Raw genomic sequence first — 25,619 nt, 5'->3', positions numbered from 1 at the left:
ATTAATGAAATTATTAAAACAGGGTCGAGTATACGCACCTAATGATCTTGGGTGCAAAGATGTTTTAATTGGCGGTGGTAAAATCATCGCCATAGAAGATGAAATATCCATTGATGGATACCCGTTTGTCGAAGAAATAGATGTTAGTGGCAATCTCGTCGTACCGGGGTTTGTTGACTCTCTTGTACACATTACCGGAGGCGGTGGTGAAGGAGGGTTTACGACACGTACACCTGAAATGCATATCGATGATGCAGTTCAAGGAGGTGTCACAACCTTGATTGGTGTTTTGGGTACAGATGCTGTGACGCGCAGCTTAGAGAACTTACTTGCCAAAGCTAAAGAGCTAAAGTCCTTGGGGTTATCGGTTTATTGCTACACGGGCTCCTATCACCTGCCGGCTGTAACAATTACGGAATCGATAACCAAAGATATCATGTTAATTGATGAGTTCATTGGTGTCGGAGAAGTGGCAATATCAGATCATCGTGCTACGCCGATGGACTACTTGGCACTGGCTAACGTCGCTTCTCAAGCAAGAACGGGAGGTATGTTAGCGGATAAAGCGGGGGTTGTTAGTATCCATGTTGGGGATGATAGACAAGGCTTAGATTTATTACGCCAGGTTGTGAGCAACACGGCGGTGCCAATCACACAATTCTACCCAACCCATATCAATCGTACAAAAGAGTTGTTAGCAGATGGTATTCATTATGCCAAGCAAGGTGGCTTTATCGATTTTACGACGAGCACCACGGAGCAAATTCTTGAACAAGGCGAAATTGAAGCTGCGCAGGCTTTAGCAAAAGCACTTGAGGCTGGCGTCGACATTTCGCAATTGACCATGAGCTCCGATGGCAACGCGAGCCTTCCTGTCTTCGATGAACAGGGTAGGTTGACTGATTTACAAGTGGGCAAGGTAAAATCACTTCATCAGTCTTTTGTTGATGCTGTTGTGAAATATAATGTCGATATCGACGCAGCATTGCGGAGCATTACAAGCTCGCCAGCTGATATTCTGTCATTGCGCTCAAAGGGAAGGTTACAAGTAGACGGCGACGCTGATATCACCATACTTGATGGCGAGACGTATGACGTTCAAAGTGTTATTGCAAGTGGTAAGTTCTTGCTGAAAGAGCAAGTGAAAAAAACGCAGGCTTATTTTTAACCATGCGGTGAAAAATCCCTGTCATCTCTGACAGGGATTTTTTAGCTACTTCTTCTTGGTAAAAGTAAATTCTTTAGGCGGCGTTGCGCCCATTAAGTGCTGTACAAAGTAATCCCATCGTTTGCGCATCATGTAAGGTTCACGAGCAAAACCATGTCCTCTGTTAGGTAGCATAAGCATATCAAAATCTTTATTTGCTTCGATTAACGCTTCGACGACCAATAACGTGTTGTACGGGGGAACGTTTGTATCTGTTGTTCCGTGAGCAAGCAACAACTTACCTTTTAGGTTTTCAACAATTAATTGGTTTGCTTGGCTATCATAATTTGTTGTGCCATCTTCATTTTTCTCTAGCATGCCATGCCACTTTTCACCCCATTCATCGGCGTAGTTTCTGTTGTCGTGATTACCCGCTTGAGACACTGCAACCTGATAGAAACCTGGATAAGTTAATAGCGCACGAGTAGACGCAAATCCGCCACCTGAATGTCCCCAGATACCAACTTTTGAGGTATCAATCCAACGGTGTTTTTTACCTAACTGCTTTATCGCTGCAACTTGATCAGGGATACCGCTGTCGCCCATCTTGCCATAGTAAAATTCATGAAATGCTTTTGAGCGGCCAGGTGTACCTAGTGCATCTAATTCTATGACGATAAAACCGAGTTCTGCTATTGCTTGATTGTCGCCTCGTGATGCTCTGAAGTGACGGCCTCTGATAGAACCGACTTGTGGCCCCGGATACAAATAATTAATTACAGGGTAAGACTTATTAGGATCAAAGTCGCTTGGCTTATACAACAAGCCATGAAGGTCGTAGTTGCCATCTCTGTCTTTGACGACAAATGGCTCAGGAGCATGCCAACCGTTAGCGCTAAGTTCGCTGATGTCCATCGATTCGATAGCAAAGCCTTTACCTGTCTTTGTTGAACGAATAAAGCTAGTCTCTGCTTCATTGTATGTAGACGAGCGATCTAAAAAGTAATTTCCGTTTTGACTTAATGAAATTCTATGGTGTTGCTTTTCCGGTGTTAAAAGCGTTAAATCTGAGCTGTCTAAGTTAATGCGGTAAAGTGAGTGAAAATATGGGTCTGTACCTTCACGACCGGCGCCAGTAAACCAAATTTTCCCTGCATTTTGATCTAAATGGACAAGTTTAATAACGGTCCAGTCGCCTTTTGTTAATTGTTTTTTGATCTTACCTGTGGAGGCATCAACTACGTAGAAATGACCCCAGTTTGAGCGTTGTGAAAACCAAAGAATCTCATCGGTTTTATCTAAATAACGCCAGCTAATCCCACCAACGCCTGACTCAAAGAATGTTTCTTCAGTCTCTGTGAATACCGTTTTGACATCGCCTGTTTTCGCATTTGCAATTTTTACGGTTGCCTCTTTGTGATCTCGACTCGACGATACAAAAGCAAAGTGATTACTATCTTCTGACCAATCGATATCCAGCAATGAGCCATCTCGACCAGCAACATGGTCTGTTATCGTAGAACGATGCTCGTCTATTGGCATCTTTAGTGGTATGACTTTTTTGTTATCGATATCAATAATCACGCGACGAATTTTGAACACATGTTCGTCACCGGGTACTGGATATTTCCAAACGTCGATTTTCGGTGTACCCACATTGGTTGATACTACGGCCATATCACCCACCTTTCGACTGTCATGTTGAAAGGTTGTTAATTTTGAAGAATCTGGAGACCACTTTACAACAGGCTTTTTGCTACGAATCCAGCCAGCATTATTGGTTGCATAGCCAAAATTTTCTTGCCCATCGTAGGTTAGTTGCGTCTCTTGTCCGTTAGCTAGTTCCCGTAGCCAAAGGTTATGCTCTTTTATGAAGACTGTCTTTAGGCCATCTGGTGATAGAAACTCGGTTTTGCTCACTCTCGGCTCTTTTAGGTCGCAGCGATACAACTTCAAATCACAGAGGTAAAATTTCTTTTTCAACGAGACTTTAAGCAATTCATCCTGATTAAATTTCAGCGCACTTAACGGAAGTTTATTCATATCCACTTCTGTTTGACTTGCTTGTGCTAATGCACTTGCCAGCTGCTGATGATCGAACGCTAAAGACTTTTTCTGTGATTGAGCGTCTACCTTGAAGAAACGGCGGCCATCTTTTGTGTGACTGCGGTAATATAAGGTGTCGCCTATCCAAGTAGGGTAATCAACAGTTCCAAATACCAACTCGCTTGTCGTTGATGATAATTGTTGTTCTGCTTTTTTATATGTTTCGGTACTGACCTGTTCAGCGGCTGCAAGTGGACTAATGACCCAACAACTTGCAAGCAAAGGGATGATCTTTCTCATCGATAACAACCTATTCTTATTGTGTTTATCTTAAATCGATTTTGTGGCTCACTAGCATTTATGCATGTTGAGCAAAGTGGTGAAGATGCTAACACGATCCGCACGCGATTAAATGCTTTTTAGTTGAATTCACGAGTAATAAAGTTGAGCGACGAATTTTGTTTTTTGTCGGCCAAAAAGGACTCTTCATCGTATTTAGTGTTGTATCAAGTGTTACTAGGTTTTGGACACGAAATTTTTGCGTTAGGATAAATCTTACTGTTCAAAAAATGATAATTAATAATAGATGAGCTGTTTATGAAACTACTTACTTATGTCACCAGTTGTTGTTTACTACTTTCACCCGTCGCATACGCTGGAGATTCAAGCCTAATAAAAGATGACGTAACAAATAAATATGTAGAGATGCGTGAAGATGGTCGTGGTGACAGGGTAGTTGGAGCGCCATGGGCAACACGTTCTCCTGTGCTTGCAGTTAATGGTATGGCTGCAACTTCACATCCTTTGGCCTCACAAGTGGCTATTGATATTTTACAAGAAGGTGGCAGTGCATTGGATGCGGCGGTTGCAGCAAATGCCGCAATAGGTTTAATGGAACCAACTGGTAATGGTATTGGCGGAGACTTGTTCGCCATTGTTTGGGATCCAAAAACAAAAAAACTCTATGGCTTGAACGGTTCAGGGCGCTCAGCTCAAGGACAAACACTAGCGCAGCTTCAAGAAAAAATTGGTGATGTGAGCCAAATTCCAAATTGGGGAACGCCACCTGTTACTGTGCCAGGCACTGTTGATGCGTGGTTCGAGTTACATGAAAAGTTTGGCAAGTTGCCGATGAAGCAGAACTTAGCACCAGCAATTAATTATGCAAGGGAAGGCTTCCCGGTTACCGAAGTTATCGCCTATTACATGGATATTTATCAAAAGCGTTATGAGCGATTACACAAGGCTGGCGAAATTGAAGAGATAGCAAATTATCAATCGACTTTTCTCATCGATGGGAAAGCCCCTGTAGAAGGGCAAGTTTTTAAGAATCCGGATTTAGCAAATACTTTAGCGAAAATTGCCGAGGGTGGTAGGGATGCGTTTTACAAAGGCGATATTGCCAAGACAATAGATACCTATTTTAAGCGTATTGGCGGGCCGTTAAGGTTTAACGATTTTGCTGAGCATACCAGCACGTGGGTAGATCCCGTTGCAATTAACTACAGAGGTTATGACGTTTGGGAATTACCACCAAATGGTCAGGGGATCGCAGCGCTACAAATGTTGTCAGTATTGAAAAATTTCGAATTGGGCAACATGGAGCATAATGGCTCTGATTATTTGCATTTAATGACGGAAGCTAAAAAACTTGCTTTTGAAGACAGAGCTAGATTTTACGCGGACCCAGACTACGTCAATATTGACTTGGATTATTTGTTATCAGACGAATATGGCGCAAAACGAGCAGAGCTCATCGATGCGAACAAAGCCGCTTTAGAAGTTGATCACGGTCACCCTAAATTGATCGAAGGTGACACGATTTATCTGACGGTCGCTGATAAAGACGGCATGATGGTCAGTCTAATCCAAAGTAATTATCGTGGAATGGGTACTGGATTAGTTGCCGACGGGTTGGGGTTTATTTTCCAAAACCGTGGCGCACAATATTCATTAACGCCAGGCCATCCAAATGTATATGAACCGGGTAAGCGACCATTTCATACCATTATTCCAGCATTTATCACGAAAGATGATAAGCCTTTCTTAAGCTTTGGCTTAATGGGAGGTGCGATGCAACCACAAGGTCATGCTCAAATGGTGAGTAATATTATTGATTTTGGAATGAATGTTCAGCAGGCGGGTGATGCAGCTAGATTTCATCACAAAGGCTCTACTTCGCCAACATGGGAGGGTCGCATGAAAGATGGTGGCGTACTCGAGTTGGAAAGTGGTATCAGTGCCTCAGTGGTTAGGGCGCTCCAGAAAAAAGGCCACAAGATTCATATTACGAGTGGTCCATTTGGCGGATATCAAGCAATTATGAAAGATTTGAAAACAGGGGTTTATCATGGCGCGAGTGAAATGCGCAAAGATGGACAGGCACAAGGGTACTAATAGCTTGGCGCTTATTGTTGATTATAGAAATTATCCTAAGTAGTCATCTTTTAATCAGTTTTTATTTGTGTTACTGTCAATTCATACAGTTAGTTAGGTGGGTTAACTATCTAACTAACAATTATCGGTTTGAACAAGAGGAATTCTAATGGCAGTTGAAGCTCGTTATGTAGTGATTCGCCAAAACGCGGAGGTAAAAACATTTATGGATAAGAAGGCGGCAGACGAATACGATAAAATGCTCGATATGGCCGATAACTTAACAGAAATGTTAGCGAAAGCGCCAGTTGAATTATCTGAAGACATTGCTGAAGAACTAAGTGTATTTTTAGCGTCAAATCGTGAAGATGTGTTGATTGCACTACAAGCTAAAAAACCGAAGCCAGCAGCAAAAGCTGTTACACCGAAGAAAACTGCAAAGAAAGAATCAGCTCCTGAAGAAAACACAAAAGATGTAGCATAGTCTTCTGTGTTTTCATATCAATTAGCCCGCAGCGCTAAACGAAAAACACTCGCTATTTCAGTGAAAGAAGGGCAAGTGTTTGTGCGTGCGCCACACTTTTTAAGCCAAGCTCAAATTGATGAGTTTTTATTGCAAAAATCGCAATGGATTGGTCAAAAGTTACAACGAAGTATCTCCGAAATTGCAACGAAGCAAGAGCTATTTAAGGATGGTACGTCAGTTATGTTTGATGGCAAGTTAACTGAAATTACCTACATCTCTAAAGCAAAATCTCCTGTTATATACCATGACAGCCGACTATTTGTTGAAGTAAGTGATGAAATACAAGAAGCTGACAGGGCTCAATTTGTAAAAGAGCAGCTCGCATCTTATTTTCAAGAGGTTATTGAAACCAAGATTTTTAACCGGCTCCCTTATTGGGTTGAACAGACAAAACTCACGCCTGTCGATTTTAAAGTGCGACAATACAAATCAAGGTGGGGGAGTTGCAACTCTCGAAGACAGCTCACCTTCAACTCTTTGCTCGCGATGATGAGTGATCATACGATTGATTATATTATTGTCCACGAACTCTGCCATTTGCGGCACATGAATCATTCATCAGCCTTTTGGCAACTTGTTGGCCAGTACATGCCAGATTTTAATGAACATCGACAGTGGATTAAAACACACCAGAGATCCTTGAGTGTTTTCGCTTGATTACAAGTTGTTACCTAAAGTAAAAAGAAGCAACAGAAAAATGATGTGATTTCGCTACTATTAGCGTGAATCAATCTTTTGGAGTTGTTGATATGGAAACACGTTCAGATAGTGTAAAAATGATCGCAATCTACCTTTTTTCTGCTGTAATTTCGCTTGTTGTTTTTCAAATGATGGCGATATAGATTACCTAATATAGCGCTATGTTATTGATAAATAATAGCGCTTTATTCTTTGTAAATTTTTTGTTTAAAAAAATGGTCAGATAAGTTAAATTATCTGCAAATAACAAGAATAATACAAAGGATTCCCTACATGAGCTCGTCAGTTCTGATCTGTGATGACTCTAACCTTGCCCGTAAACAAGTACTTCGTTCACTCCCTGAACAGTGGCAAGTTGATATCCAAACGGCAACCAATGGCAGAGAAGCGTTAACGTTATTACGCAATAATGATGTTGATGTACTTTTTCTCGATCTTACTATGCCCGATATTGATGGCGTAGGTGTACTTCAAGGAATTCAAAAGTTAAATCTTGACACCGCTGTGTTTGTGATTTCAGCCGATATTCAACCTGAAATGCAAAACAAAGTGCTGGAACTAGGAGCAAAGGCGTTTCTCAGGAAGCCAGTAAACGCTGAGGTATTAGCCTCAAATTTACAACAACATGGATATTTATGAGCGCATTTAATTTAAATGACGACCAGCAGGATTGTTTACAGGAGTTAATCAATGTTGCTATGGGGCAAGCCAGTGATCAGCTTGCTCGTTACTTAGATACCTTTGTCGATCTAAGAGTACCTAGCATTGAGCAAGTCGATGCTAGCTCATTGTCGATCACGCTAAATGATAAAACGATTGCGTCGGCAATCGTTAGCCAAGGCTTTTTTGGTTATGAAGGTATTCGCGGTGAAGCGTTACTTGTATACCAATCTCAAGATTCAGCCCAAATTGCTGATTTGTTGGGCTATGAGCCAGGTGAATTAAGTGAAGAAGAGCAGCTCATTGATATCAGCTCAATCTTGACGACGACATTCTTAAATGTTTTTGCTTCTCAAATCGATAATCAAATGTCATACAGTGCGCCGCGTTTACTCTCGGCATCAACTAACCCATTAGTGGAACACGTTGAAAACTTATCGTTTAATTGGGATATGGCATTAAAAGTTAAAATTACTTACCGCGTAACTGATTTCTCATTCAACTGTGACATGATTTTGCTTATCCCTGAATCAGCGATTACCAATATCAAGTCAGTATTAGATCGGATTTTATCGGAGTTCTAATGACGTTTAGTTTCTGTGAAAAAGTAACGGACCAGCTTAATTCAGGCATATTAGTCTTGGATTTAGAATATCGCATTGTCTTTTGGAACAATTTTATGGCGATTCACGCCAATAAAAAGTTCGAAGAGGTTTGCGATAAATCTGTCTACGATATTTTTCCAGAGCTACCAAAACGTTGGTTTGAACGAAAATTAAATGGTGTAAAGCAGCTTAATTCGCCTTCGTTTTGCTCATGGGAGCAAAGGCACCATCTATTTGAGTTACCGCATACTAGGCCTATTACTACAGACAGCCATTACATGGCACAAAATATTACCTTCACACCAGTAGAAGATAATGGTCAGTTGACACATATTTGTATCTTAATTGAAGATGTAACTGACGTCTGTCATTACCAAACCATGTTGAGAAAAACGTTAGATGATTTGGCTATGGCAAATCGTATTGATGGTTTAACTCAGGTTTTTAACAGAAAGCATTGGGAAGAGTGCTTAGGTCAGGAGTTCTCTCGTGCTCGTCGTTATGATGCGGATCTTGCACTCATTATGTTCGATCTTGACCACTTTAAGCGATTAAATGACACATATGGCCATCAATGTGGTGATATGGTGCTTATTGAAACCGCTAAAGCAATTGATGAGCTAATTAGAATTTCTGACACTTTTGGTCGTTACGGTGGTGAAGAGTTTGCAGTTATTCTACCCGAGACTGGCATCGTTGGTGCGATGGATGTGGCTGAAAAAATTAGACAGCGTATCGAAGATATCGCATTACTTCATAACCAGGCACCAATTAACGTAACAACGAGTATAGGCGTCGCTATTCTTTGCGAAGAAGACTACCGTTACGAAGATTTAATTTCAAAAGCTGATCAAGCGTTATATCAAGCAAAAGCCGCTGGGAGAAATCAAGTTGCTCAATATCAAAACATGATTGCTTGCGTGTAAATTTTCAACACGAATTTCATATCTAAAACGTAAATAACTTATTTCTTTTTTTTTGAATTAAAGTATTGACTCTAGAGTTTTTCTCAGGCAGTTTAAAGTTATGCGTATATTAAATAGCCTAATTACCACAATCACGATTACCATCCTCTCTATTGGGACGATGGTCATTGGCTGACGCGTAAAAAAAATAATTTTTTATAGAAGCCTGTGACCCCTAACGTTACGGGCTTTTTTGTTTTAGAAGGGGAAGAAAATGCGAGTGCTGAAATTTGGTGGATCGTCTTTGGCAAATGCCAAACGTTTTTTAGATGTAGCCAAAATTATCACAAACAAGGCACAGCAAGATGATATTGCTGTGGTTGTATCTGCGCCACAAGGGATCACCAATCACTTGGTTTACCTAGCGGACAACATTGGCTCGAGAGAAGCAATTGATGATGGTTTAACCAAATTCCAACAAGCATCGAACACTATCGTAGAAGCATTAAGTCTGAGTGTTGACGGATTCGTTGGTAGTAAAGTGAGTGAATATGTCACTGACTTAGTCAATCAGCTTGATCGCTATTTGGAAGGTGCGCATTTATTGGCTTATTGTCCTGACCATATCAATGCTCGAATTATAAGCCTTGGTGAAAGAGTCAGTGTTTCAATCTTGGAAGAATTACTTTCGGCGCAAAAGCGCGCTGTTGAGGTAATTGAGCCAGCTCAGTTTTTGTATACCAACAATACGTCTCTTAACGCGATTGCAGACCTTGCTAAAAGTAAAGCTGAATACGCATCGAAATACAGCAAACTATCAGGCATCGGTTTAATGCCTGGCTTTATTGGCACTAATATAGACGGTCAATTAACAACACTTGGTCGCAACGGCTCAGATTATTCAGCGGCGGTTTTAGCAGTTTGTGCTCAAGCTGAAGTATGTGAAATTTGGACTGATGTTAGTGGCGTATATAACGCGGATCCTAGAGCGATTCCTTCTGCGACTGTTCTTGATTACTTGTCTTATCAAGAGGCGATGGAATTATCTTATTTTGGTGCTAAGGTATTGCATCCAAAAACAATTGGCCCGTTAGCTCAGCACCACATTAAGTGTTATATCAAAAATACGTCTTGCCCTGAGGACAAAGGCACACTGATTGGCAATGAAAAGTCGGAAGGAAAATCAGTAAAAGCGATTTCAAATCTCGATGATTTAACCATGATAAATGTGTCGGGCCCAGGCATGAAAGGCATGGTTGGCATGGCTAGTCGCGTCTTTGAGGCGATGAGTCACGCCAATATTTCGACTGTGATGATTTCTCAATCATCAAGCGAGTACTGTATTAGTTTCTGTGTTCATACCGCTGACGCTAAACGTGCGAAGAAAAGCTTGCATCAAGCCTTTGAACTAGAATTATTTAATGGCTTGTTAGAGCCGATAAAACTTCAAAACAAACTGTCTATCATTTCGCTTATTGGTGACGGTATGCAACAGCAGCAAGGCGTAGCGGCAAAACTATTTAGCTCTCTTGCTCAAGCTCGTGTGAATGTCATCGCGATTGCGCAAGACTCTTCCGAGCGCAGTATCTCTGTTGTTGTTGAAGAACGTAAAGCAACAGACGCCATAAAAGTTTGTCACCAAAACTTCTTCTCTCACCACCAATCAATAGATGTATTCTTAGTTGGTTGTGGTGTTGTTGGTAGTGAGTTGATAGAACAAGTAGCACGTCAGCAAAAAGCTTTGGCTGCTCAAAATATTGATCTGGCGGTTTATGGTATTGCGAACTCTAAGGGCATGAGTGTCCAAAGTGGTGGTATTGATTTGTCTAATTGGCAGGATTTCTTAAACCAATCAGAAAGTAGAATCGCGCTTCAAGTTGATGAAGTTAAAGACTTCGTGAGAAAAAATCACTTAATCAACCCTGTATTAGTGGATTGTACATCGAATGAAGACTTAGCGATGAGTTATGTAGAATACCTCGAGCAAGGCTTTCATGTTGTAACACCAAATAAAAAGGCTAATACTGATTCATGGGAATATTACCAGGCATTAAGAAACGCAGCCCAGCAAACTAAACGTCGCTTTCTTTATGAGACAACCGTTGGTGCTGGCTTACCGGTTATTGATACGCTTCAAAACCTATTTCGTGCAGGTGATGAATTACATCAATTTCAGGGGATTTTATCCGGTTCGTTGTCATATATCTTTGGTAAGCTAGATGAAGGGATGTCAATCTCGCAAGCAACAGCGATAGCAAAAGAAAATGGCTTTACCGAACCCGATCCTCGTGATGATTTAAGTGGAATGGATGTCGCACGAAAATTACTGATTTTGGCGCGTGAAGCAGGCATGGAACTGGAGCTTAGCGATATAGATATTGAACCGGTATTACCTGAGCACTTTGATGATCAAGGCAGTATTAGTGAGTTCATGACCAACCTAGAGAGTATCGACGAATACTATGCAAATAAAGTGTCTGAAGCGAAAGCTCAAGGCAAGGTATTGCGCTATATTGGAAATATTGTCGATGGTCAGTGTAAAGTGACGATTGAAGCTGTTGATGGCGCGCATCCTCTTAATGCTATTAAAGACGGTGAAAATGCCTTAGCAATTCACAGTCGTTATTATCAGCCAATCCCATTTGTTTTACGCGGTTATGGCGCAGGTGCTGCTGTGACGGCGGCAGGTGTGTTTGGTGATTTATTAAGAACGCTAGCTTGGGAGCAAGTTAACTAATGAAAATTGAAGTATTCGCTCCGGCATCTATTGGTAATGTCAGTATTGGTTTTGATGTACTTGGTTTAGCAGTACAACCAGTAGATGGCACACTGCTTGGGGATGTTGTTACGATTGAAGGTGCATCAGAAAACAAGCTCAGCGTTGTCGGTGAGTTTGCCAGCAAGTTACCTGCAGAACCCGAACAAAATATTGTTTGGCATTGCTTAAATTTATTTAATTCTTACATGGAAAAACGAGCATTCCAGCCAATGCCTGTTCACCTGACGTTAGATAAGAAAATGCCCGTTGGCAGTGGGCTTGGGTCAAGCGCTTGTTCTGTCGTTGCTGCTTTAGTCGCGCTAAATGTATTTTACAATAAACCATTTGATGATGAGACATTATTGAAAATGATGGGAGAGATGGAAGCTCAAATCAGTGGGAGTTTGCATTACGACAATGTCGCACCATGTTTCCTTGGCGGTTTACAGTTAATGTTACCGACAGCTAATAAAGTAACGACAACATTACCTAGTTTTGATGATCACTTTTATATTATGGCGTATCCAGGTATTGAAGTATCAACGAAGGCTGCACGTGAAGTGTTGCCTGATAGTTACTCTCGAGCACAGGCAATTGAATATGGTCAAATTCTCGCATCCTTTGTTGATGCGTGTTATCGCAAAGATGAAGAACAAGCATTTGCTATTTTTGACGATGTCATCGCAGAACCGTATCGCAAACACTTATTACCAGGATTTGAGCAAGCACGTGATTACCTCATGGCACAGGGTGGCCTGGCGGTTGGTATTTCTGGCTCTGGTCCGACACTGTTTTGTATTTGTAAGAATGAGCAAACAGCAAATGAGCTAGCTTGTTGGTTAAAAGAAAATTATTTGAAAACTCCATTAGGTTTTGTCCATGTCTGTAAAGCAGACACTAATGGCGCTCGCGTACTGAATTAAGGGAAAAATTTTGAAATATTATAATTTAAAAGATAACACAGAGCAGGTGAGTTTTTCACAGGCGGTAAAGCAGGGGTTGGGCCGAAATCAAGGTTTATTCTTCCCTGAACACATACCTGCATTTGATAATGTCGAAGAGTTACTTGAGCTTGGTTTAGTTGAACGCAGTGTTGAGGTCCTTGCACCTTTTGTTGAAGGTGACTTAACAAAAGAAGAGTTGTTGCAAGTCATTGATAGTGCTTTTAATTTTCCGGCTAAGGTTAATAGTGTTACTGAAAATGTTGCCTCTTTAGAACTTTACCATGGTCCTACACTCGCGTTTAAAGACTTTGGCGCGCGATTTATGGCGCAGTGTTTATCTCGTTTTACTGATGGTGAAAAGATTACTATTTTAACTGCAACATCGGGAGATACGGGGGCAGCTGTAGCTCATGCATTTCATGGCTTAGATAATATTGAGGTCGTGATCCTTTATCCTAAAGGCAAGATTAGCCTGTTACAGGAAAAGATGTTTACAACATTAGGTGGCAACATTCGCACGATCGCAATTGAAGGTTCATTTGATGATTGCCAAGCGTTAGTAAAACAATCGTTTGACGACAAAGAGCTGGCTAAAGCGATTGGCTTGAACTCTGCTAACTCGATTAATATCAGTCGATTATTGGCTCAAATTTGTTACTACTTTGAAGCGCTTGCTCAGTTAAAAGCGCAGCAAAATGATAAGAAAGTGGTGTTGTCGGTGCCAAGTGGTAACTTTGGTAATTTAACTGCTGCCATGTTGGCCAAAGCGTTAGGCTTGCCAATTGAACGTTTTGTTGCCGCAACAAATGCCAATGACACAGTGCCTCGTTATTTACAAACAGGTGAATGGGCACCTAATGACACCGTTGCGACCATTTCAAATGCTATGGATGTTTCAAACCCAAATAACTGGCCACGCATTGAATTCATGCTCCAAGAAGGGATAATTGATAAATCAAGTTTGACGTCAAAAATGATTGATGAAGAGCAAACACAAGCGGCGGTTATCGCGTTAAATAATCTTGGTTATTTGAGCGAGCCACATGGTGGTGTTGCGTATAAAGCCATGGTGAATGAACTTTCAGAAGACGAAGTTGGTTTATTTTTAGGTACAGCACATCCAGCGAAGTTTAAAGAAGTTGTTGAGAGTATTTTAGGCTGTCCGTTGGCCCTACCGAAGGAGTTAGCTGACTGTGCAAGTGAGCAAATCTTATCGATTGATATGGCTCCTGACTTCGCAGAATTAAGAAAGTTTTTACTTGCTTAATTCTTGGTCGCATTAATCTTAAAAACAGAGTCGATTATCGACTCTGTTTTTATTGGTCAAAATAAATAATCATTTCCGCAGCGCTGCAATGGCAGTCAAAACCGCATAAAATACAATCGTAACCATTTTTGCTGTCCTCATGCCATTTGTCTGGGTGCTCTTGCACTAATTCTCCGCCACATTTTGTAAAATACTTTACCGCGCTATTACCGGGACTTTGTATCCATAAATGACTTACGCCAGCTTTTGCACCTTGTGCGACTAATGCGCCCATAGAGTCTTTTAATAAGCGAGAACCAATACCAAAGCCACGGTAATCGGCATCAACAGTATTACATTTAAAATAGCTAACCTCATCTTCTGCCACACGCCACTTACTCGGCGTAGACCACTTATCAAGCGTCCAATTTCCGGCGCTGTAGGTAATTCGAAAACCAACTAATTTATTTTCATCGTACGCAACGAAGCTGGAGTTAACCCCGTTTTTCAACCCTTTTGCGAACCACTCCCTAATGTTGGTTTGATTTAAATACCCATCGCCATGAACATGATTGCCAAGCGCAATGATTTGCTCGAAGTCAGATTCTGACATTTCCCGGTAGGTGATCACTTTTTCATTTGTCACGTTAATAACCTTGATGCGTATTAATTAAAAACGTGGCATAGTTTGCCATTATTTACCGCTTATTTCAGTAATTAGTAGTTCCCTTTATGTATGATCCTCTGCACCATGTAACGCCAGGCACCAATGAACCTTACCCAAATAGCTATTGGGCAGATATTTCAGGTCAAGCACCTGAAGATGATGGCATGTTAAACCAAGACATTGATGTTGATGTTTGTATTATTGGCGCAGGCTACACTGGACTGTCTACAGCACTTCATTTAGCAACTGAGCACGGTATTAACGCTACAGTCGTTGAAGCAAATCGCACGGCGTGGGGCTGCAGTGGGCGAAACGCGGGTTTTATCTTGAAAACGTCTGGACGAAAGTCCTTCTCGCAGATGCAGGCCCAGTGGGGCGAAGAGGTCATGCGTGGAATATATAACGAAATGACGGAAGGCGTTGACACCGTTAATCAGCTAATTGCTCGCGGCATCGACTGTGATCAACAATCAAATGGATATATTAAAGTTGCTCACAAAGCCAATAAAATGGATGAGCTTGTCGCATTAGCCAAACTACAACAACAGATGTTTGGCTATGATGTTCAAATCCTATCCAAGGATGAATTACATCAACACTATATGGCAGATCAAAATGCTTATGGTGCCATTCGTTACCAAGACGGTTTTGGCCTGAATCCATTAAAACTTGCATGGGGGTATCAGCGACTCGCTCGCGAAGCTGGCGTTACCATACACACAGGCACACCAGTTGAGGGTTGGCATGAGGAGGGTGGTGCTCAAGTACTAAGAACACCTCAGGCAACTGTACGAGCAAGAAAAGTGGTGATAGCAACCAATGGTTACACGCCCAAAGGTTTTCATCAATTTGTTGCTGGGCGGACGTTACCTGTATTGTCTCAAATCATTGTGACTGAGCCTTTATCAGATGAGCAAATAAAGGCTTGTAACTTGATAAGCTCAAATGTTGTTATGGATACTAGAGCGTTGAAGTATTACTATCGAAAACTGCCAGATAACCGTTTACTGTTTGGTGGTCGAGGCGCTATTAGCGGGAAAGATGCTGAAGATCCCTTTTATGCAAATCGTTTATTGTCGGTGTTGAAAACAAGCTTTCCAGCATTAAAGGATATTAACTATCAATATGCGTGGGCCGGTTGGATTTCTGTTGCGTTAGACGACTTACCTCATATCTATCAGAACCCTACCCAGAACGTGTTTTACTCTATGGGGTATTGTGGGGCAGGGGTCTCATTTTCAGTTCAAGCTGGAAAGCGATTAGCGCAAAAAGTCGCGGAACAAGCGGTACCTAATTTGCCGCTTTATCAAAAGCATTTACCTAAGTTTCCATTTGCACCATTTAGAAGACTCGGCCAGTGGGGCTATTTCCATTACGGGCAATTCAAGGATACCTATTTATAGCAAACAATCACCATTGAACTTGTCATTGGTGATTGTCTTATCGTTATTCCTTAATATCACATGTGCTCAGTTTAATACTCAAAGGTCTATATATGCCTTCACTGAGCACTGCCGCGTAGAATAAAACAATTAAATTGACTGCTGTTGCCCGCAGGAATATAAAATTTTCATAGGTATCAATGTTACCGAAAATTGCAATTGAGCCGATGATGAAGCCGATTAAGGCACCGCCGTATAGAAATCTAACTTGGCTTTTGTAGATCTCGCTCAGATGTTTTGCTTTTGTGCCACCTACCATTTCTTCGGTAAATAGATATTTAAGCCCTACGATTGATTTCAACAAGCCATCCGTACCAAAAGATATAATGGTTGCTGCAAATACAAATAGTAGTAAAAAGATGCCCGACGCTCCGTCTAGATAAAAATTTGCCGTAGCGCCTAGCATGATTAACATACCGACAGCCCCAGATATCATGAGCAGTGCAAATATATTTTTCATTATCATTGTCCTCGTCCAATTAACTTCAATTTCATCAGAAGTTGCTTTCAATGCATCAGGAGAGAGGTTAAAAACTGAAGCGATAGCTAATGTTGATTCTGCGGAGGCTTTACCATGTGCTTCTATTCGTTGAATGGTACGCACAGATAAACCACTCGCTTTTGCCAAAACTTCCTGAGACCATCCTTTATCATTTCTCAGTGATTTTAATTTAGTTGTAGAAAGGTACAAATTTCTTCCTCAATGGTATCGAAAACAACGAGACCAATATTGTTTTTTTGATACTCGTTGGCTAGGTTTTTCCTACGACAGTTTGCCGACACAAGATGACAATCCTTTAAATTCAATGGGTTACTGTTTTAGTTGACGATATTCGTTGGTATATCGTTGCTAAAATCAACAATGTTTTTTGCTAGCAGCGTAAGTAATCTTTCTTGCGCCTCAAAGCTTGCCCAAGCAATGTGAGCCGTTATGGTGACATTTGTAATGTGTGAATCCAGTAAAGGGTGGTCTCTTGGCGGCGGTTCTTGTTCTAAGACATCGAGAATCGCATGGGCGATAGCTCTTTTTTTAAGGGCATTTGCTAAGGCCTGACTATCGACAATGCCACCGCGCGCCGTATTAATTAATAACGCATGCGCTTGCATTTTTTCTAGAGCAGACTGATTTATTAGGTTTGTTGTTTCTGGTGTTTGAGGGCAATGTAATGTCACGATATCAGATTCCGACAACATGCGCTCGAAGCTAACTCTACCTTCCCTAGTGGTTATCGACTCTGGTCGTTCGGAAACTAACAGTTTCATACCAAAGGCAGTTGCCAGTTGTCCGACAGCTTTTCCAAGACTGCCATAGCCTAAAATACCTAAGGTTTTACCCTGAAGTTCAGTCATGCCTTTTCCATGAACACAGAAAGTAGGGCTCTCTTGCCATGTATTATTTGTTGTTACTTGGTTGTGAGACGTGATGTTACTGAAGTAATTTAATATTTGAGATAGTACGTACTGACTAACTGCTTGGTCTGCATATCCACTCACATTTGTTACTGTGATACCTCTTGCTCTTGCCGCGACTAAGTCAACGTTGTTAGTACCTGTTGCACTAATACAAATGAGTGTTAATTTAGGTAGCTGATCGAGAATACTCGCCGTTAAGACCACTTTATTCGTGATAATAATATCGGCGTTTTTCGCTCTCTCTACTATTTGATTTGGATGAGTTAATGGGAAGCAAGTTAACGAGTCTACAACGTTTTCAATTACCGTGAATTTGATACTAGAGTGAAAGGTTTGACTATCTAAAAATACAGCGTGCATGTTAGTTGTTGGTTTGAGCTTTAAATACGCTAAGTGTCGCTTGCTTCATCAGTCTTGTAAAGGCTGATGTGAAACGCTGTACAATCAAGCACAGCGACTCCTTATAAACACGAATATTATTTTCACATAGACGTATTGAACGCTTATTGACTTAAACGAGACTGTACTCATGTCGCCAGAAATTGTCGTAAAGTTTGGATAACGGCTAACTTTTAATGATGGTTGTCGGTAGATATTAAATTGTATGGTAGTAACTCAGGTATCTGTTGCTGGAGACGAGTTTCTCGCTCATCTAGCTCAATTAACTTTTTACAGAATTCGCTCGCCTTAGTTTCGATGACTTTTGTCTTCTCACTGATATCTAATTCGATTTCTTGGCCTAATTCAGATAGGTGTTGGTCAAAATTTGCCATTCTATCTTCCATTTCACCTTCTTCTTGTGCAGTCATCGCTTTACCAACAGCAAGTAAAATGGTGCCAACGGATGACGCCACGATTTCTTTTATTTCCTGCTCAAATTCTCCAGCAAATATTTCATCGAAATCATTAAAATCCTGTGGCGCTACGTAGTAACTATCATCTGAATGATTAAATCGACGACGCATACGCCAATGTAATTCATCGAAGTTTTCTTGTAATTTTTGATGTGATTCACTATTTTCGCCGGTTAAACCGCCTACTAATTTGTTGACCGCTTTGAGGCCGATATCGACTCCCTCAATAGCAATAGAAACAATCTCAGGCACATGCTCGCGAATGCCATTGCTGTATTGAGCAAGTGCTTCTTTCTGGCTTGTCGTTAATTGAATTTCTCGGCCGTGAATAAACAGCTGTTCATTATTGGTAATCTGAACGTTAGTAATACCTTTGTCCAGATTACGAATATGAGTAGGGTCTATAATGACACCGTAATTGAAATTAACAGAGCAGTGCTCTGCTAGTGCAGGGGTTGCAATAAACGGCAAAACGAGCGTGCAAGCGCGTAAAAATTTCATCAATATCACCAAACAATTTTTTTGCAGAATAGCAAAACTCATTAATTGACGACAAATAAATTTGGTAAAAATGAGCTAAAGCGTTAGTTATTTACGATTGGATCAAAAATAACCTTTCGTTCACGGTAAAAAATCTTACTTGGGCCGTATTCTCGGCGAGAGCGTTCGAAAAAGTCGCCGACACGAACTTCAACACCATGATATATCCTTTCTCTCCCTTCAACATAAACGCTTTCCATAAAGAGTTGCAGGGCTTGTTCTTCACGTTCTTTTTCGAAATGAAGATCACCTAGGGTACTTGCATGGTACTGATACGTTTTAATGACTTTTGCCAACATTTCTTTATCTGCACGTTCTTTAGGTAGTTGACGAAGGCGGTCAGCGGCACCTTTGAGTTCTTGTGTTTTGGCGTTCTCGTCTTGAATCTTCAAATCAACATTTTCTATACGTTGTTTAAATCGCTCAACTTGCTTTGCAAAGGTAATAAAGGTGTTACTTCCTGCTGATGCACCAATACTTCCAGCATGAACAGATGTACCAGCGCTAATGTGGCCGGCAATTAGCTTACCGTTGAGTTTATCTTCCTGGCCAACCCAAAGCTTGCCCCCAAGCGTTACAATGCTATGCATTAATTGGTTTTCAATTGTGATGTCTGTCTTAGCGATGAGCTCCGCATATTGGCAGTAGGTAGCATGAATTGAGCCTTTAGCACTGATAAATGCTGACATCTTTATATCATCAACATTGTTGGTCTCTACTTCTTGTTTCTTACCAATGATGCCTTTTTGAATAATGACGTCACCACCAGCTTGTAGTGTCGCTGATTCGACAAACCCGCCTACGGTGATATCGCCTGAGGCAATGACCTTCATGCTCTCTTTTACATCACCTTCAATAATGACATTGCCTTCGAACTTTATATGACCTGAACCAATATCGACATTATTAACCTTATAGACTTCTTCAACAGTCATACCATTGTTGATGATCTTAGGTAGTCCAACGAGTGTTGAAATCAAGACGTTATTGTTTTTAGGACTTAAGACAGTTCCTTCACCAACTTCTAATTGACAATCTTCGCCGGGGGTTGGCTGTAGAGGTTTACCTGTCACCGTATAGCCTTCAATACCCATGGTAAAAGGAATACGTTGAGCAAGTGGATCGCCAGCTTTTACGCAGATGATATCGCCAAGGTTTCGCATATCAACTGTGCCGTCTTCTCGTGCTTGAGGCTTGAGAATACGAGATTGCGCACTTTCTACCAGCATTTTGATCTTAGTATCTTTACCGTTTTGTGCTGGCTTGCCTTTCGCGATTATTTTGGTGACTTGAGCACTCGGCTCTGCTCGTGCTGCAGATTGTGCAAGTGAGATGAGTTGCTCTTTGATGAATCCTTTAACGATACCTTGCTCTTTTGCAAAGTCTAATATGGCTTTAGCAGATAAGTGGGCGCCACCTTGCGCAGCCGTGATTTCAATGCTTGCTTGCATTTCATCATTTTCAATTTTGGCTTTAGCAGTAGCGTCAATGCGTTGTAATACTTCGTAGCGAATTTCCCTACCTGTCTGGTTGGCAGGCAACGACTTTAGCACGTCGTTCATTTCCGCTATGGCGTTTTTTACATTGTTGGTTACTAAGAAAAGGTCACCGTATTCAGAACTATCAATTAAGTCATAAATATCGAGCTCTGAAATCGGTGTACTGGATTTTTCCGGAGTTAGTACTAGATCTATATTATTGTTATCGTTACTGACTAAACTCGCTGTGGTCATTTATCTTACCTCTGCCGACCTAGCTTTTTAAATATAGTTCTCTTGATGAATCTTAATAAAAGCTGGTGTGTCTTCCTTGGTGTAATCGATTTTGTACTCTTTGTTATCAAGAGCCTGTACAAAAACGAGTTTTTTCTCTTCGCCAAAAATATCAATTGATGTTAAATCAATCACTTCTTGGTAGGCTTTTTTAGCTTCAGATTTTTTTCTTGGGATAACGCCGCTGTATGGAGCTAAACCTGTGTGAGTAACGATAACAGGCTTATGAGCACCATTGGTTATAATTAAATCGATCTTTCTGATCTTGTGAATAATGGTATTTCGACCACTTGTGATAAAGTTTTTATCTAACAAAATAGAGCTCCAAGATAACGTTTAAGCCATGGTTTTTTATCAATATTTTCGGTTATGCCTTAACAAATACATAACACGGCTGGCTTACTTAACTTTATGAATATATAAATAAATTATAGGTTAAGCAACGACATTTCGCCGATATACTAAAAAAAATACTATGCGTTAATTTGTATTTCAATAGAACTGCAACTATTTCTTTACAGCTCTATCAATCAAATAACGTGGCGTCTCATTAATATTTAAGATAAATCTTCTGATTAAATCAAGGCTAATTGCCGACACTGCTTGCTGGAAGTACCACCTACTGCCGGGTACTAAACACTGGACTGTGTTTATGTTTTCTCGATTCCCCCAAGCAATCCAAACCGTACCTACGGGTTTGTCATCTGTACCACCTGACGGGCCTGCAATTCCTGAGACGGAAATGCCAAGGTCTGAACCCGAAACTGTTAAGGCGCCTTGTAGCATCTCTCTTACTGTTTGTTCGCTCACCGCGCCATATTCAGCCAACGTTTCATTGCTCACATTCAGCAATTGATGTTTCATCTGATTAGAGTAGGTAACAAAGCCCGCATGAAAGTTAGCAGATGCACCTGCAATTTGGGTTATTTGGCTAGCAATTAAACCTCCGGTACATGACTCGGCTGTAGTCAGAGTCAGATTACGCTCATCAAGGAGTGAATTAATCACTTGAGACAGTGATGACGGATGATCTTCAATATGATGGACAATATGATCGCCTAACAATGCATATAATTTGTTAAACCATACTTGTCGCTCAGTTTCGGGATAGCTTGTAGTATAAGTCACCTTTAACTCAAGGAGTGGCATCGAGGCACGAAAGCCTATTTCTAATGCTTCTGGCCAATCGGGTAATTTATCAGATATTAATTGTTGTAAGCCTGATTCACCATATCCGAAGACTTGCATGCGTTTGGTATAAAACTGCTCTGCATCACCAATTAGGGTGCTAACTCTTGGTAAAACTTCATTTCGCACCATGAGTTTAAATTCTTTTGGTACACCAGGCGTGCAGATAATTAAGCAATTATTTAGTGTTAAAGCAAAGCCGACAGCTGAGCCAATTGAATTGGCAACGACTTCACAGTGTTGTGGCAGCATGGCTTGTTTTAAATTAGCTGGAGATAATTTCGCATTTCGCTTTTCACACCATGACGTTAAATGCTGGTATGCATCTGGGTGTTGGCAGATCGGCAGATTAGCTGCTTGAGCTAATGCTTGTGCTGTTAAATCATCAGTTGTTGGACCTAAGCCCCCATTGATGACTAACACATCACTTTGTAGGCTTATTTGGGTTATCTCATTCACTAAAGTGGTTAATTCATCAGCAACGGTTACCATGCGGCTAACGGTTACTCCCAAACTCTTCAACTCGTTTGCAATAAATGCTGAATTACTGTCAACAATGTCCCCCGACATTAATTCGTTGCCAGTCATCAACAGTTGTACATTCAATGTCGTCATAACTCGTCCTTTTTATTAGTTTGGGTACTTTAGGTTATTAAGCGCGAAATGACCATTACTATCAGGTCACACCGGATTAATTTTGCTGAATACTAATGACAAGTGTTAAACTTGACTCGTTCTTCTATCAGCCGCTAGGTCTTCGATGTCTCGACATGCTTTTTTATTGAGTTTTGCGATTGCGATAATGGTGCTGTTCCACTTTGGTGCCCGAGCACAGGAGCAGGAATTCGTTATCGGCGTTGAAGATGTCAATTATTACCCGTTGTTCAATTTTAACCGTGAACAAATGCGCCAACCTAGCTTTGCGTTTGATATTTTAACGGCGTTCTTTGAACACAAAAATTATAAATATCGTTTTGTTGCTCTACCGATTAAGCGATTTGATAAATGGTTCATTGATCATAATATCGACTTTAAGTTTCCAGATAATATGCGGTGGCGATCCGATGGTGGTGCGTCTCTCAACCTCACGTTTAGCGATCCTGTGCTAACGTTAATGGCCGGCACCTATGTGCTAAAGCCTAATGCACAAATTGAAAAGCCTCGTGTCCAATCATTGATGACGATTCGTGATTTTCATCCTACGTTGTGGCTAGAAGAGATCAACCAAGGCCAAGTAACACTTCATGAAGAGCGCTCTCCTGTTGGTATTATTAGGCATATGTTGAGTCAAAATGTTCAAGCAACGAATATTGATAGCAATGTTATTCGTTACCAATTACAAAAAATGAATAAGCAAGGCCAAATCGTACTAGCGAAAAATATCTTTCACGAGCAATATACTTATCACCTGTCGACTAATACTCACGCGGAAATAATTTACGAGTTTAACGCGTTTATAAAGCAGGAAAGAGAGCTGATTGAATCCCTCAAGAAGAAGTATCAAATTAAAGAAGAGTGGGACGAATAGTGTCATATAGTAGAGATTTACTCATTGGCGAATGGTTTTCAACCACCACCGATGAAGATGGCAACAGCTTAAGTGAATTTGCCACCATGTCAGCTGACGGTAGTTTCGAGTTTCGATTTGTTCGCCAAAACAAAGCGGGCGAATTAATTGACGAAATTATTGAGTTTGGCGATTGGGGGCTAGTCGGTAACATTCACTTTACAATAACGAAAAGTGAATTTGTTGAAAATGAGCATTTTGCAGCTGATCTTAACAACGAAAACAATTATCATGCCTACCAAGTTAACATGCTAGATAGCCATGTGTTTGTATATCAGCATGTCGAAACACAAGAAGAATTTATTTTACGACGTTTAACACAGAACGTTGGACTTTGTTAATTCCAAAAACGAGAACAAGATGAAGCGCTTAAAGGCAGCAAGTTTAATTACTGCAATTAAAACTCCTTATAACAACCAAGGCGAAATTGATTTACAAACTTATGACCAGCTTGTTGAGCAACAAATTGCTGGTGGAGTTGAAGGGATAATCGTAGGTGGTACCACAGGCGAAGGTCAACTCATGAATTGGGAAGAGCATTTAATGCTTATTGCCCATAGTGCCAATAAATTTGGTGACCGCTTAATTATCATTGGAAATACCGGTAGTAATAACACTCGTGAAGCAATTAAAGCGACCGAATATGGCTTTGCCAGCGGGATGGACGCAGCATTACAAATTAACCCGTATTACGGGCGAACATCTGATCAAGGTGTTATCGAGCACTTCAAGAAAGTCCTACCATTAGGTCCTGTATTTATCTATAACGTACCAGGTCGTACTGGCCAAGATGTGACACCGGAAATGATTGCTCAAATATCAGATCATCCTAATTTTATTGGGATGAAAGAGTGTGCTGGTAACGATCGTATTGCGGCGTATGAAGCACAGGGTATTGCGTGTTGGTCAGGTAATGACGATGAAGCATTTGAAGGTCGACATAAAGCGAACTCTCATGGCGTTATGTCTGTAACCGCTAATATAGCCCCTGGTTTGATGAGAAAACTCATGGACGACAAAGATGCGTCAGAGCTGAATGACAAGATGCAACCAATGATCTCTTGGTTATTTTGCGAGCCAAATCCTATTTCAATCAATACTGCGTTAGCAATGACTGGTGCAGTTTCGCCTGTATTCAGATTACCTTATACTGCGTTAACGACGGAACAACGAAAGCAGGGTGTTGAGCTACTTTCTGCTTTTGCAAAGGAAGATCTTGTAGGTGATCAGTTAAATCAATTAGAAGATAACGACTTTATTTATTTAGCGTAAAAGCAACCGTATTGTCATGATATAAAGCCCGCTTTTTAGTGGGCTTTTTTGATCATAACTGAATGTCTTGAATGTTAGGTTTGAGGTTTTCTGGGAGGTTAATGTTCACCTCACGTTCCGTGATTGGGCAGCTAAAGCTGAGGTGGACAGCACAAAGTTGAAGATTGGTTTCGCTATCTGATATTGCATGGCCATGAAGCCTATCGCCAACGATAGGCATGTTTATACTGGCTAAATGTTTGCGTATTTGATGTTTCCTACCGGTTTCAATGTTAATTGAGACCAGCGTGATATTGTCTTGAACCTTATAGTTGATTGCCTCAACCGTTGATTTAGCAGGTTTTTCATCAATTGGAAGTTCGATGATTTTCGCCTGATTTTCAAGCGTATTGTTATGACATATCGCCCAATAGACTTTGGTGAGATTGTGGTGCTCGAAAAGCTTAGCAAGTTCACGTGTTGCTGATTTAGTGTGAGCAACAACAATGATTCCTTGAGCGGCTCTATCTAAACGATGTACTAAGAAAACAGGGCGTTGATGCTCAAAAAACTCGCTGACGAAACGCGTTATAGTGGTGTGCTCACTCCATTTTGAACCGTGTGACAACATGCCATAGGGTTTATACCAAATGCTATAGTCATCGTAGTCGGCAAGTAAAATGGCGTCTTCTACTTCTTGGTTGAGGATTTTTTCGTCGAAATAAAAGTGAAGCTTATTGTTGGGCGCTAGCGCTTTTTTTATGCGTCTAAAACGTTTTACAGATTTGCCTTTTTCTAACCAAAGTGCACCTTTAGCCACCGCTGCCTTGATTTGGCTGACTGGCAACTCACAGTGAGTTTTTAATAATTCAAGGGCGTTTGTGTCTGCACTCTCTACGTTTAGGTGCAATTCAAATTTACTCAATGTTGGCTCTGTAATGTCTTTCATCAGTATTTCATTGGGCATTTTACCCTATCTTGTTATCATACGGGAAAAAGTTTGAACCAAGATA

General features: G+C 40.9%; 23 protein-coding genes. 14 read left to right on the top strand and 9 right to left on the bottom strand.

Features of this window, described 5'->3' with window-relative positions; all coding sequences use genetic code 11:
* Positions 1 to 4: 4 nt before the first annotated feature.
* Positions 5 to 1,168, top strand: a complete 1,164-nt coding sequence (gene iadA, locus QQK05_RS07410) for a beta-aspartyl-peptidase (RefSeq protein ID WP_284297135.1) — start codon at positions 5 to 7, stop codon at positions 1,166 to 1,168.
* 45 nt (positions 1,169 to 1,213) lie between these two features.
* Here the strand turns inward: iadA and QQK05_RS07405 are convergent, their stop codons facing one another.
* Positions 1,214 to 3,493 carry a S9 family peptidase gene (locus QQK05_RS07405; RefSeq protein ID WP_284297133.1) on the bottom strand — a complete coding sequence of 760 codons (2,280 nt, stop codon included), beginning with the start codon at positions 3,491 to 3,493 and terminating at the stop codon, positions 1,214 to 1,216.
* Between the two features lie 405 nt (positions 3,494 to 3,898).
* On the opposite strand from QQK05_RS07405, the gene ggt reads away from it, so the two are divergent.
* The 9 genes from ggt to thrC all read left to right on the top strand — a co-directional run bounded on the left by ggt (position 3,899) and on the right by thrC (position 13,933).
* Positions 3,899 to 5,590, top strand: coding sequence for a gamma-glutamyltransferase (ggt, locus tag QQK05_RS07400; protein ID WP_407704869.1), 1,692 nt, complete (start codon positions 3,899 to 3,901; stop codon positions 5,588 to 5,590).
* Between the two features lie 148 nt (positions 5,591 to 5,738).
* A complete protein-coding gene (locus QQK05_RS07395) occupies positions 5,739 to 6,053 on the top strand; it encodes a YebG family protein (protein ID WP_284297129.1) in 315 nt (104 codons plus the stop codon).
* A 6-nt stretch (positions 6,054 to 6,059) separates the two neighbouring features.
* Positions 6,060 to 6,752, top strand: a complete 693-nt coding sequence (locus QQK05_RS07390) for a M48 family metallopeptidase (protein WP_284297127.1) — start codon at positions 6,060 to 6,062, stop codon at positions 6,750 to 6,752.
* Positions 6,753 to 7,067: 315 nt separating this feature from the next.
* Positions 7,068 to 7,433, top strand: coding sequence for a response regulator (locus tag QQK05_RS07385; RefSeq protein WP_284297125.1), 366 nt, complete (start codon positions 7,068 to 7,070; stop codon positions 7,431 to 7,433).
* Entirely contained in the window at positions 7,430 to 8,038 is a 609-nt protein-coding gene (locus tag QQK05_RS07380) for a chemotaxis protein (protein WP_284297123.1), read from the top strand. Before QQK05_RS07385 ends, QQK05_RS07380 begins: the two co-directional genes overlap by 4 nt.
* Entirely contained in the window at positions 8,038 to 8,985 is a 948-nt protein-coding gene (locus QQK05_RS07375) for a GGDEF domain-containing protein (protein WP_284297121.1), read from the top strand. Before QQK05_RS07380 ends, QQK05_RS07375 begins: the two co-directional genes overlap by 1 nt.
* Before the next feature lie 253 nt (positions 8,986 to 9,238).
* The gene (thrA, locus tag QQK05_RS07370) at positions 9,239 to 11,701 is read left to right on the top strand and encodes a bifunctional aspartate kinase/homoserine dehydrogenase I (RefSeq protein ID WP_284297119.1); all 2,463 of its coding nucleotides are present in this window, start codon (positions 9,239 to 9,241) and stop codon (positions 11,699 to 11,701) included.
* Positions 11,701 to 12,645, top strand: coding sequence for a homoserine kinase (thrB, locus tag QQK05_RS07365; RefSeq protein ID WP_284297117.1), 945 nt, complete (start codon positions 11,701 to 11,703; stop codon positions 12,643 to 12,645). The genes thrA and thrB overlap by 1 nt, the downstream gene beginning before the upstream one ends.
* Positions 12,646 to 12,655: 10 nt before the next feature.
* A complete protein-coding gene (gene thrC / locus QQK05_RS07360; RefSeq protein WP_284297115.1) occupies positions 12,656 to 13,933 on the top strand; it encodes a threonine synthase in 1,278 nt (425 codons plus the stop codon).
* Between the two features lie 49 nt (positions 13,934 to 13,982).
* Here thrC and QQK05_RS07355 read toward each other — a convergent pair whose 3' ends face one another.
* Entirely contained in the window at positions 13,983 to 14,558 is a 576-nt protein-coding gene (locus tag QQK05_RS07355; protein ID WP_322790558.1) for a GNAT family N-acetyltransferase, read from the bottom strand.
* Between the two features lie 86 nt (positions 14,559 to 14,644).
* Here QQK05_RS07355 and QQK05_RS07350 point away from each other — a divergent pair, with 86 nt between their 5' ends.
* Positions 14,645 to 15,982 carry an NAD(P)/FAD-dependent oxidoreductase gene (locus QQK05_RS07350; RefSeq protein ID WP_284297113.1) on the top strand — a complete coding sequence of 446 codons (1,338 nt, stop codon included), beginning with the start codon at positions 14,645 to 14,647 and terminating at the stop codon, positions 15,980 to 15,982.
* Positions 15,983 to 16,025: 43 nt separating this feature from the next.
* Here the strand turns inward: QQK05_RS07350 and QQK05_RS07345 are convergent, their stop codons facing one another.
* The 6 genes from QQK05_RS07345 to QQK05_RS07320 all read right to left on the bottom strand — a co-directional run bounded on the left by QQK05_RS07345 (position 16,026) and on the right by QQK05_RS07320 (position 22,403).
* A complete protein-coding gene (locus tag QQK05_RS07345) occupies positions 16,026 to 16,712 on the bottom strand; it encodes a helix-turn-helix domain-containing protein (RefSeq protein WP_284297112.1) in 687 nt (228 codons plus the stop codon).
* Between the two features lie 128 nt (positions 16,713 to 16,840).
* Positions 16,841 to 17,794 carry a D-2-hydroxyacid dehydrogenase gene (locus QQK05_RS07340; protein WP_284297110.1) on the bottom strand — a complete coding sequence of 318 codons (954 nt, stop codon included), beginning with the start codon at positions 17,792 to 17,794 and terminating at the stop codon, positions 16,841 to 16,843.
* A 212-nt stretch (positions 17,795 to 18,006) separates the two neighbouring features.
* Positions 18,007 to 18,789 (bottom strand): YggN family protein, encoded by a 783-nt coding sequence (locus QQK05_RS07335; RefSeq protein WP_284297108.1) that lies wholly within the window; start codon positions 18,787 to 18,789, stop codon positions 18,007 to 18,009.
* An 83-nt stretch (positions 18,790 to 18,872) separates the two neighbouring features.
* On the bottom strand, positions 18,873 to 20,561 hold the full coding sequence (locus QQK05_RS07330) for a DUF342 domain-containing protein (protein ID WP_284297106.1): 1,689 nt from the start codon (positions 20,559 to 20,561) through the stop codon (positions 18,873 to 18,875).
* 27 nt (positions 20,562 to 20,588) lie between these two features.
* Positions 20,589 to 20,915 carry a hypothetical protein gene (locus tag QQK05_RS07325; protein ID WP_284297104.1) on the bottom strand — a complete coding sequence of 109 codons (327 nt, stop codon included), beginning with the start codon at positions 20,913 to 20,915 and terminating at the stop codon, positions 20,589 to 20,591.
* 192 nt (positions 20,916 to 21,107) lie between these two features.
* Complete coding sequence (locus tag QQK05_RS07320; protein WP_284297102.1) at positions 21,108 to 22,403, bottom strand: CinA family nicotinamide mononucleotide deamidase-related protein; 1,296 nt, start codon at positions 22,401 to 22,403, stop codon at positions 21,108 to 21,110.
* Positions 22,404 to 22,548: 145 nt separating this feature from the next.
* On the opposite strand from QQK05_RS07320, the gene QQK05_RS07315 reads away from it, so the two are divergent.
* From QQK05_RS07315 to dapA, 3 genes are read left to right on the top strand one after another with little or no spacing between them, the layout of a single operon-like run.
* On the top strand, positions 22,549 to 23,316 hold the full coding sequence (locus tag QQK05_RS07315) for a hypothetical protein (protein ID WP_284297100.1): 768 nt from the start codon (positions 22,549 to 22,551) through the stop codon (positions 23,314 to 23,316).
* Entirely contained in the window at positions 23,316 to 23,696 is a 381-nt protein-coding gene (locus QQK05_RS07310) for a hypothetical protein (protein ID WP_284297098.1), read from the top strand. Before QQK05_RS07315 ends, QQK05_RS07310 begins: the two co-directional genes overlap by 1 nt.
* Positions 23,697 to 23,715: 19 nt before the next feature.
* Positions 23,716 to 24,627: a 4-hydroxy-tetrahydrodipicolinate synthase gene (gene dapA, locus QQK05_RS07305; RefSeq protein ID WP_284297096.1), complete on the top strand. Its 912-nt coding sequence runs from the start codon at positions 23,716 to 23,718 to the stop codon at positions 24,625 to 24,627.
* A gap of 52 nt (positions 24,628 to 24,679) precedes the next feature.
* On the opposite strand, the gene QQK05_RS07300 is transcribed toward dapA, so the two are convergent.
* Positions 24,680 to 25,555: an RluA family pseudouridine synthase gene (locus QQK05_RS07300; RefSeq protein ID WP_284297094.1), complete on the bottom strand. Its 876-nt coding sequence runs from the start codon at positions 25,553 to 25,555 to the stop codon at positions 24,680 to 24,682.
* Positions 25,556 to 25,619: the final 64 nt, after the last annotated feature.

This window comes from Thalassotalea loyana (genome assembly GCF_030161435.1).
Classification (GTDB): Bacteria; Pseudomonadota; Gammaproteobacteria; order Enterobacterales; family Alteromonadaceae; genus Thalassotalea_G; species Thalassotalea_G loyana.
This window is presented reverse-complemented; position numbering and strand designations above follow the sequence as displayed.

Coding starts and splice junctions, on each gene's coding strand:
- iadA (WP_284297135.1), top strand. CDS start 5: ATGAAATTATTAAAACAGGGTCGAGTATACGCACCTAATGATCTTGGG.
- QQK05_RS07405 (WP_284297133.1), bottom strand. CDS start 3,493: ATGAGAAAGATCATCCCTTTGCTTGCAAGTTGTTGGGTCATTAGTCCA.
- ggt (WP_407704869.1), top strand. CDS start 3,899: ATGCGTGAAGATGGTCGTGGTGACAGGGTAGTTGGAGCGCCATGGGCA.
- QQK05_RS07395 (WP_284297129.1), top strand. CDS start 5,739: ATGGCAGTTGAAGCTCGTTATGTAGTGATTCGCCAAAACGCGGAGGTA.
- QQK05_RS07385 (WP_284297125.1), top strand. CDS start 7,068: ATGAGCTCGTCAGTTCTGATCTGTGATGACTCTAACCTTGCCCGTAAA.
- QQK05_RS07380 (WP_284297123.1), top strand. CDS start 7,430: ATGAGCGCATTTAATTTAAATGACGACCAGCAGGATTGTTTACAGGAG.
- QQK05_RS07375 (WP_284297121.1), top strand. CDS start 8,038: ATGACGTTTAGTTTCTGTGAAAAAGTAACGGACCAGCTTAATTCAGGC.
- thrA (WP_284297119.1), top strand. CDS start 9,239: ATGCGAGTGCTGAAATTTGGTGGATCGTCTTTGGCAAATGCCAAACGT.
- thrB (WP_284297117.1), top strand. CDS start 11,701: ATGAAAATTGAAGTATTCGCTCCGGCATCTATTGGTAATGTCAGTATT.
- QQK05_RS07350 (WP_284297113.1), top strand. CDS start 14,645: ATGTATGATCCTCTGCACCATGTAACGCCAGGCACCAATGAACCTTAC.
- QQK05_RS07340 (WP_284297110.1), bottom strand. CDS start 17,794: ATGCACGCTGTATTTTTAGATAGTCAAACCTTTCACTCTAGTATCAAA.
- QQK05_RS07335 (WP_284297108.1), bottom strand. CDS start 18,789: ATGAAATTTTTACGCGCTTGCACGCTCGTTTTGCCGTTTATTGCAACC.
- QQK05_RS07330 (WP_284297106.1), bottom strand. CDS start 20,561: ATGACCACAGCGAGTTTAGTCAGTAACGATAACAATAATATAGATCTA.
- QQK05_RS07320 (WP_284297102.1), bottom strand. CDS start 22,403: ATGACGACATTGAATGTACAACTGTTGATGACTGGCAACGAATTAATG.
- QQK05_RS07315 (WP_284297100.1), top strand. CDS start 22,549: ATGTCTCGACATGCTTTTTTATTGAGTTTTGCGATTGCGATAATGGTG.
- dapA (WP_284297096.1), top strand. CDS start 23,716: ATGAAGCGCTTAAAGGCAGCAAGTTTAATTACTGCAATTAAAACTCCT.
- QQK05_RS07300 (WP_284297094.1), bottom strand. CDS start 25,555: ATGAAAGACATTACAGAGCCAACATTGAGTAAATTTGAATTGCACCTA.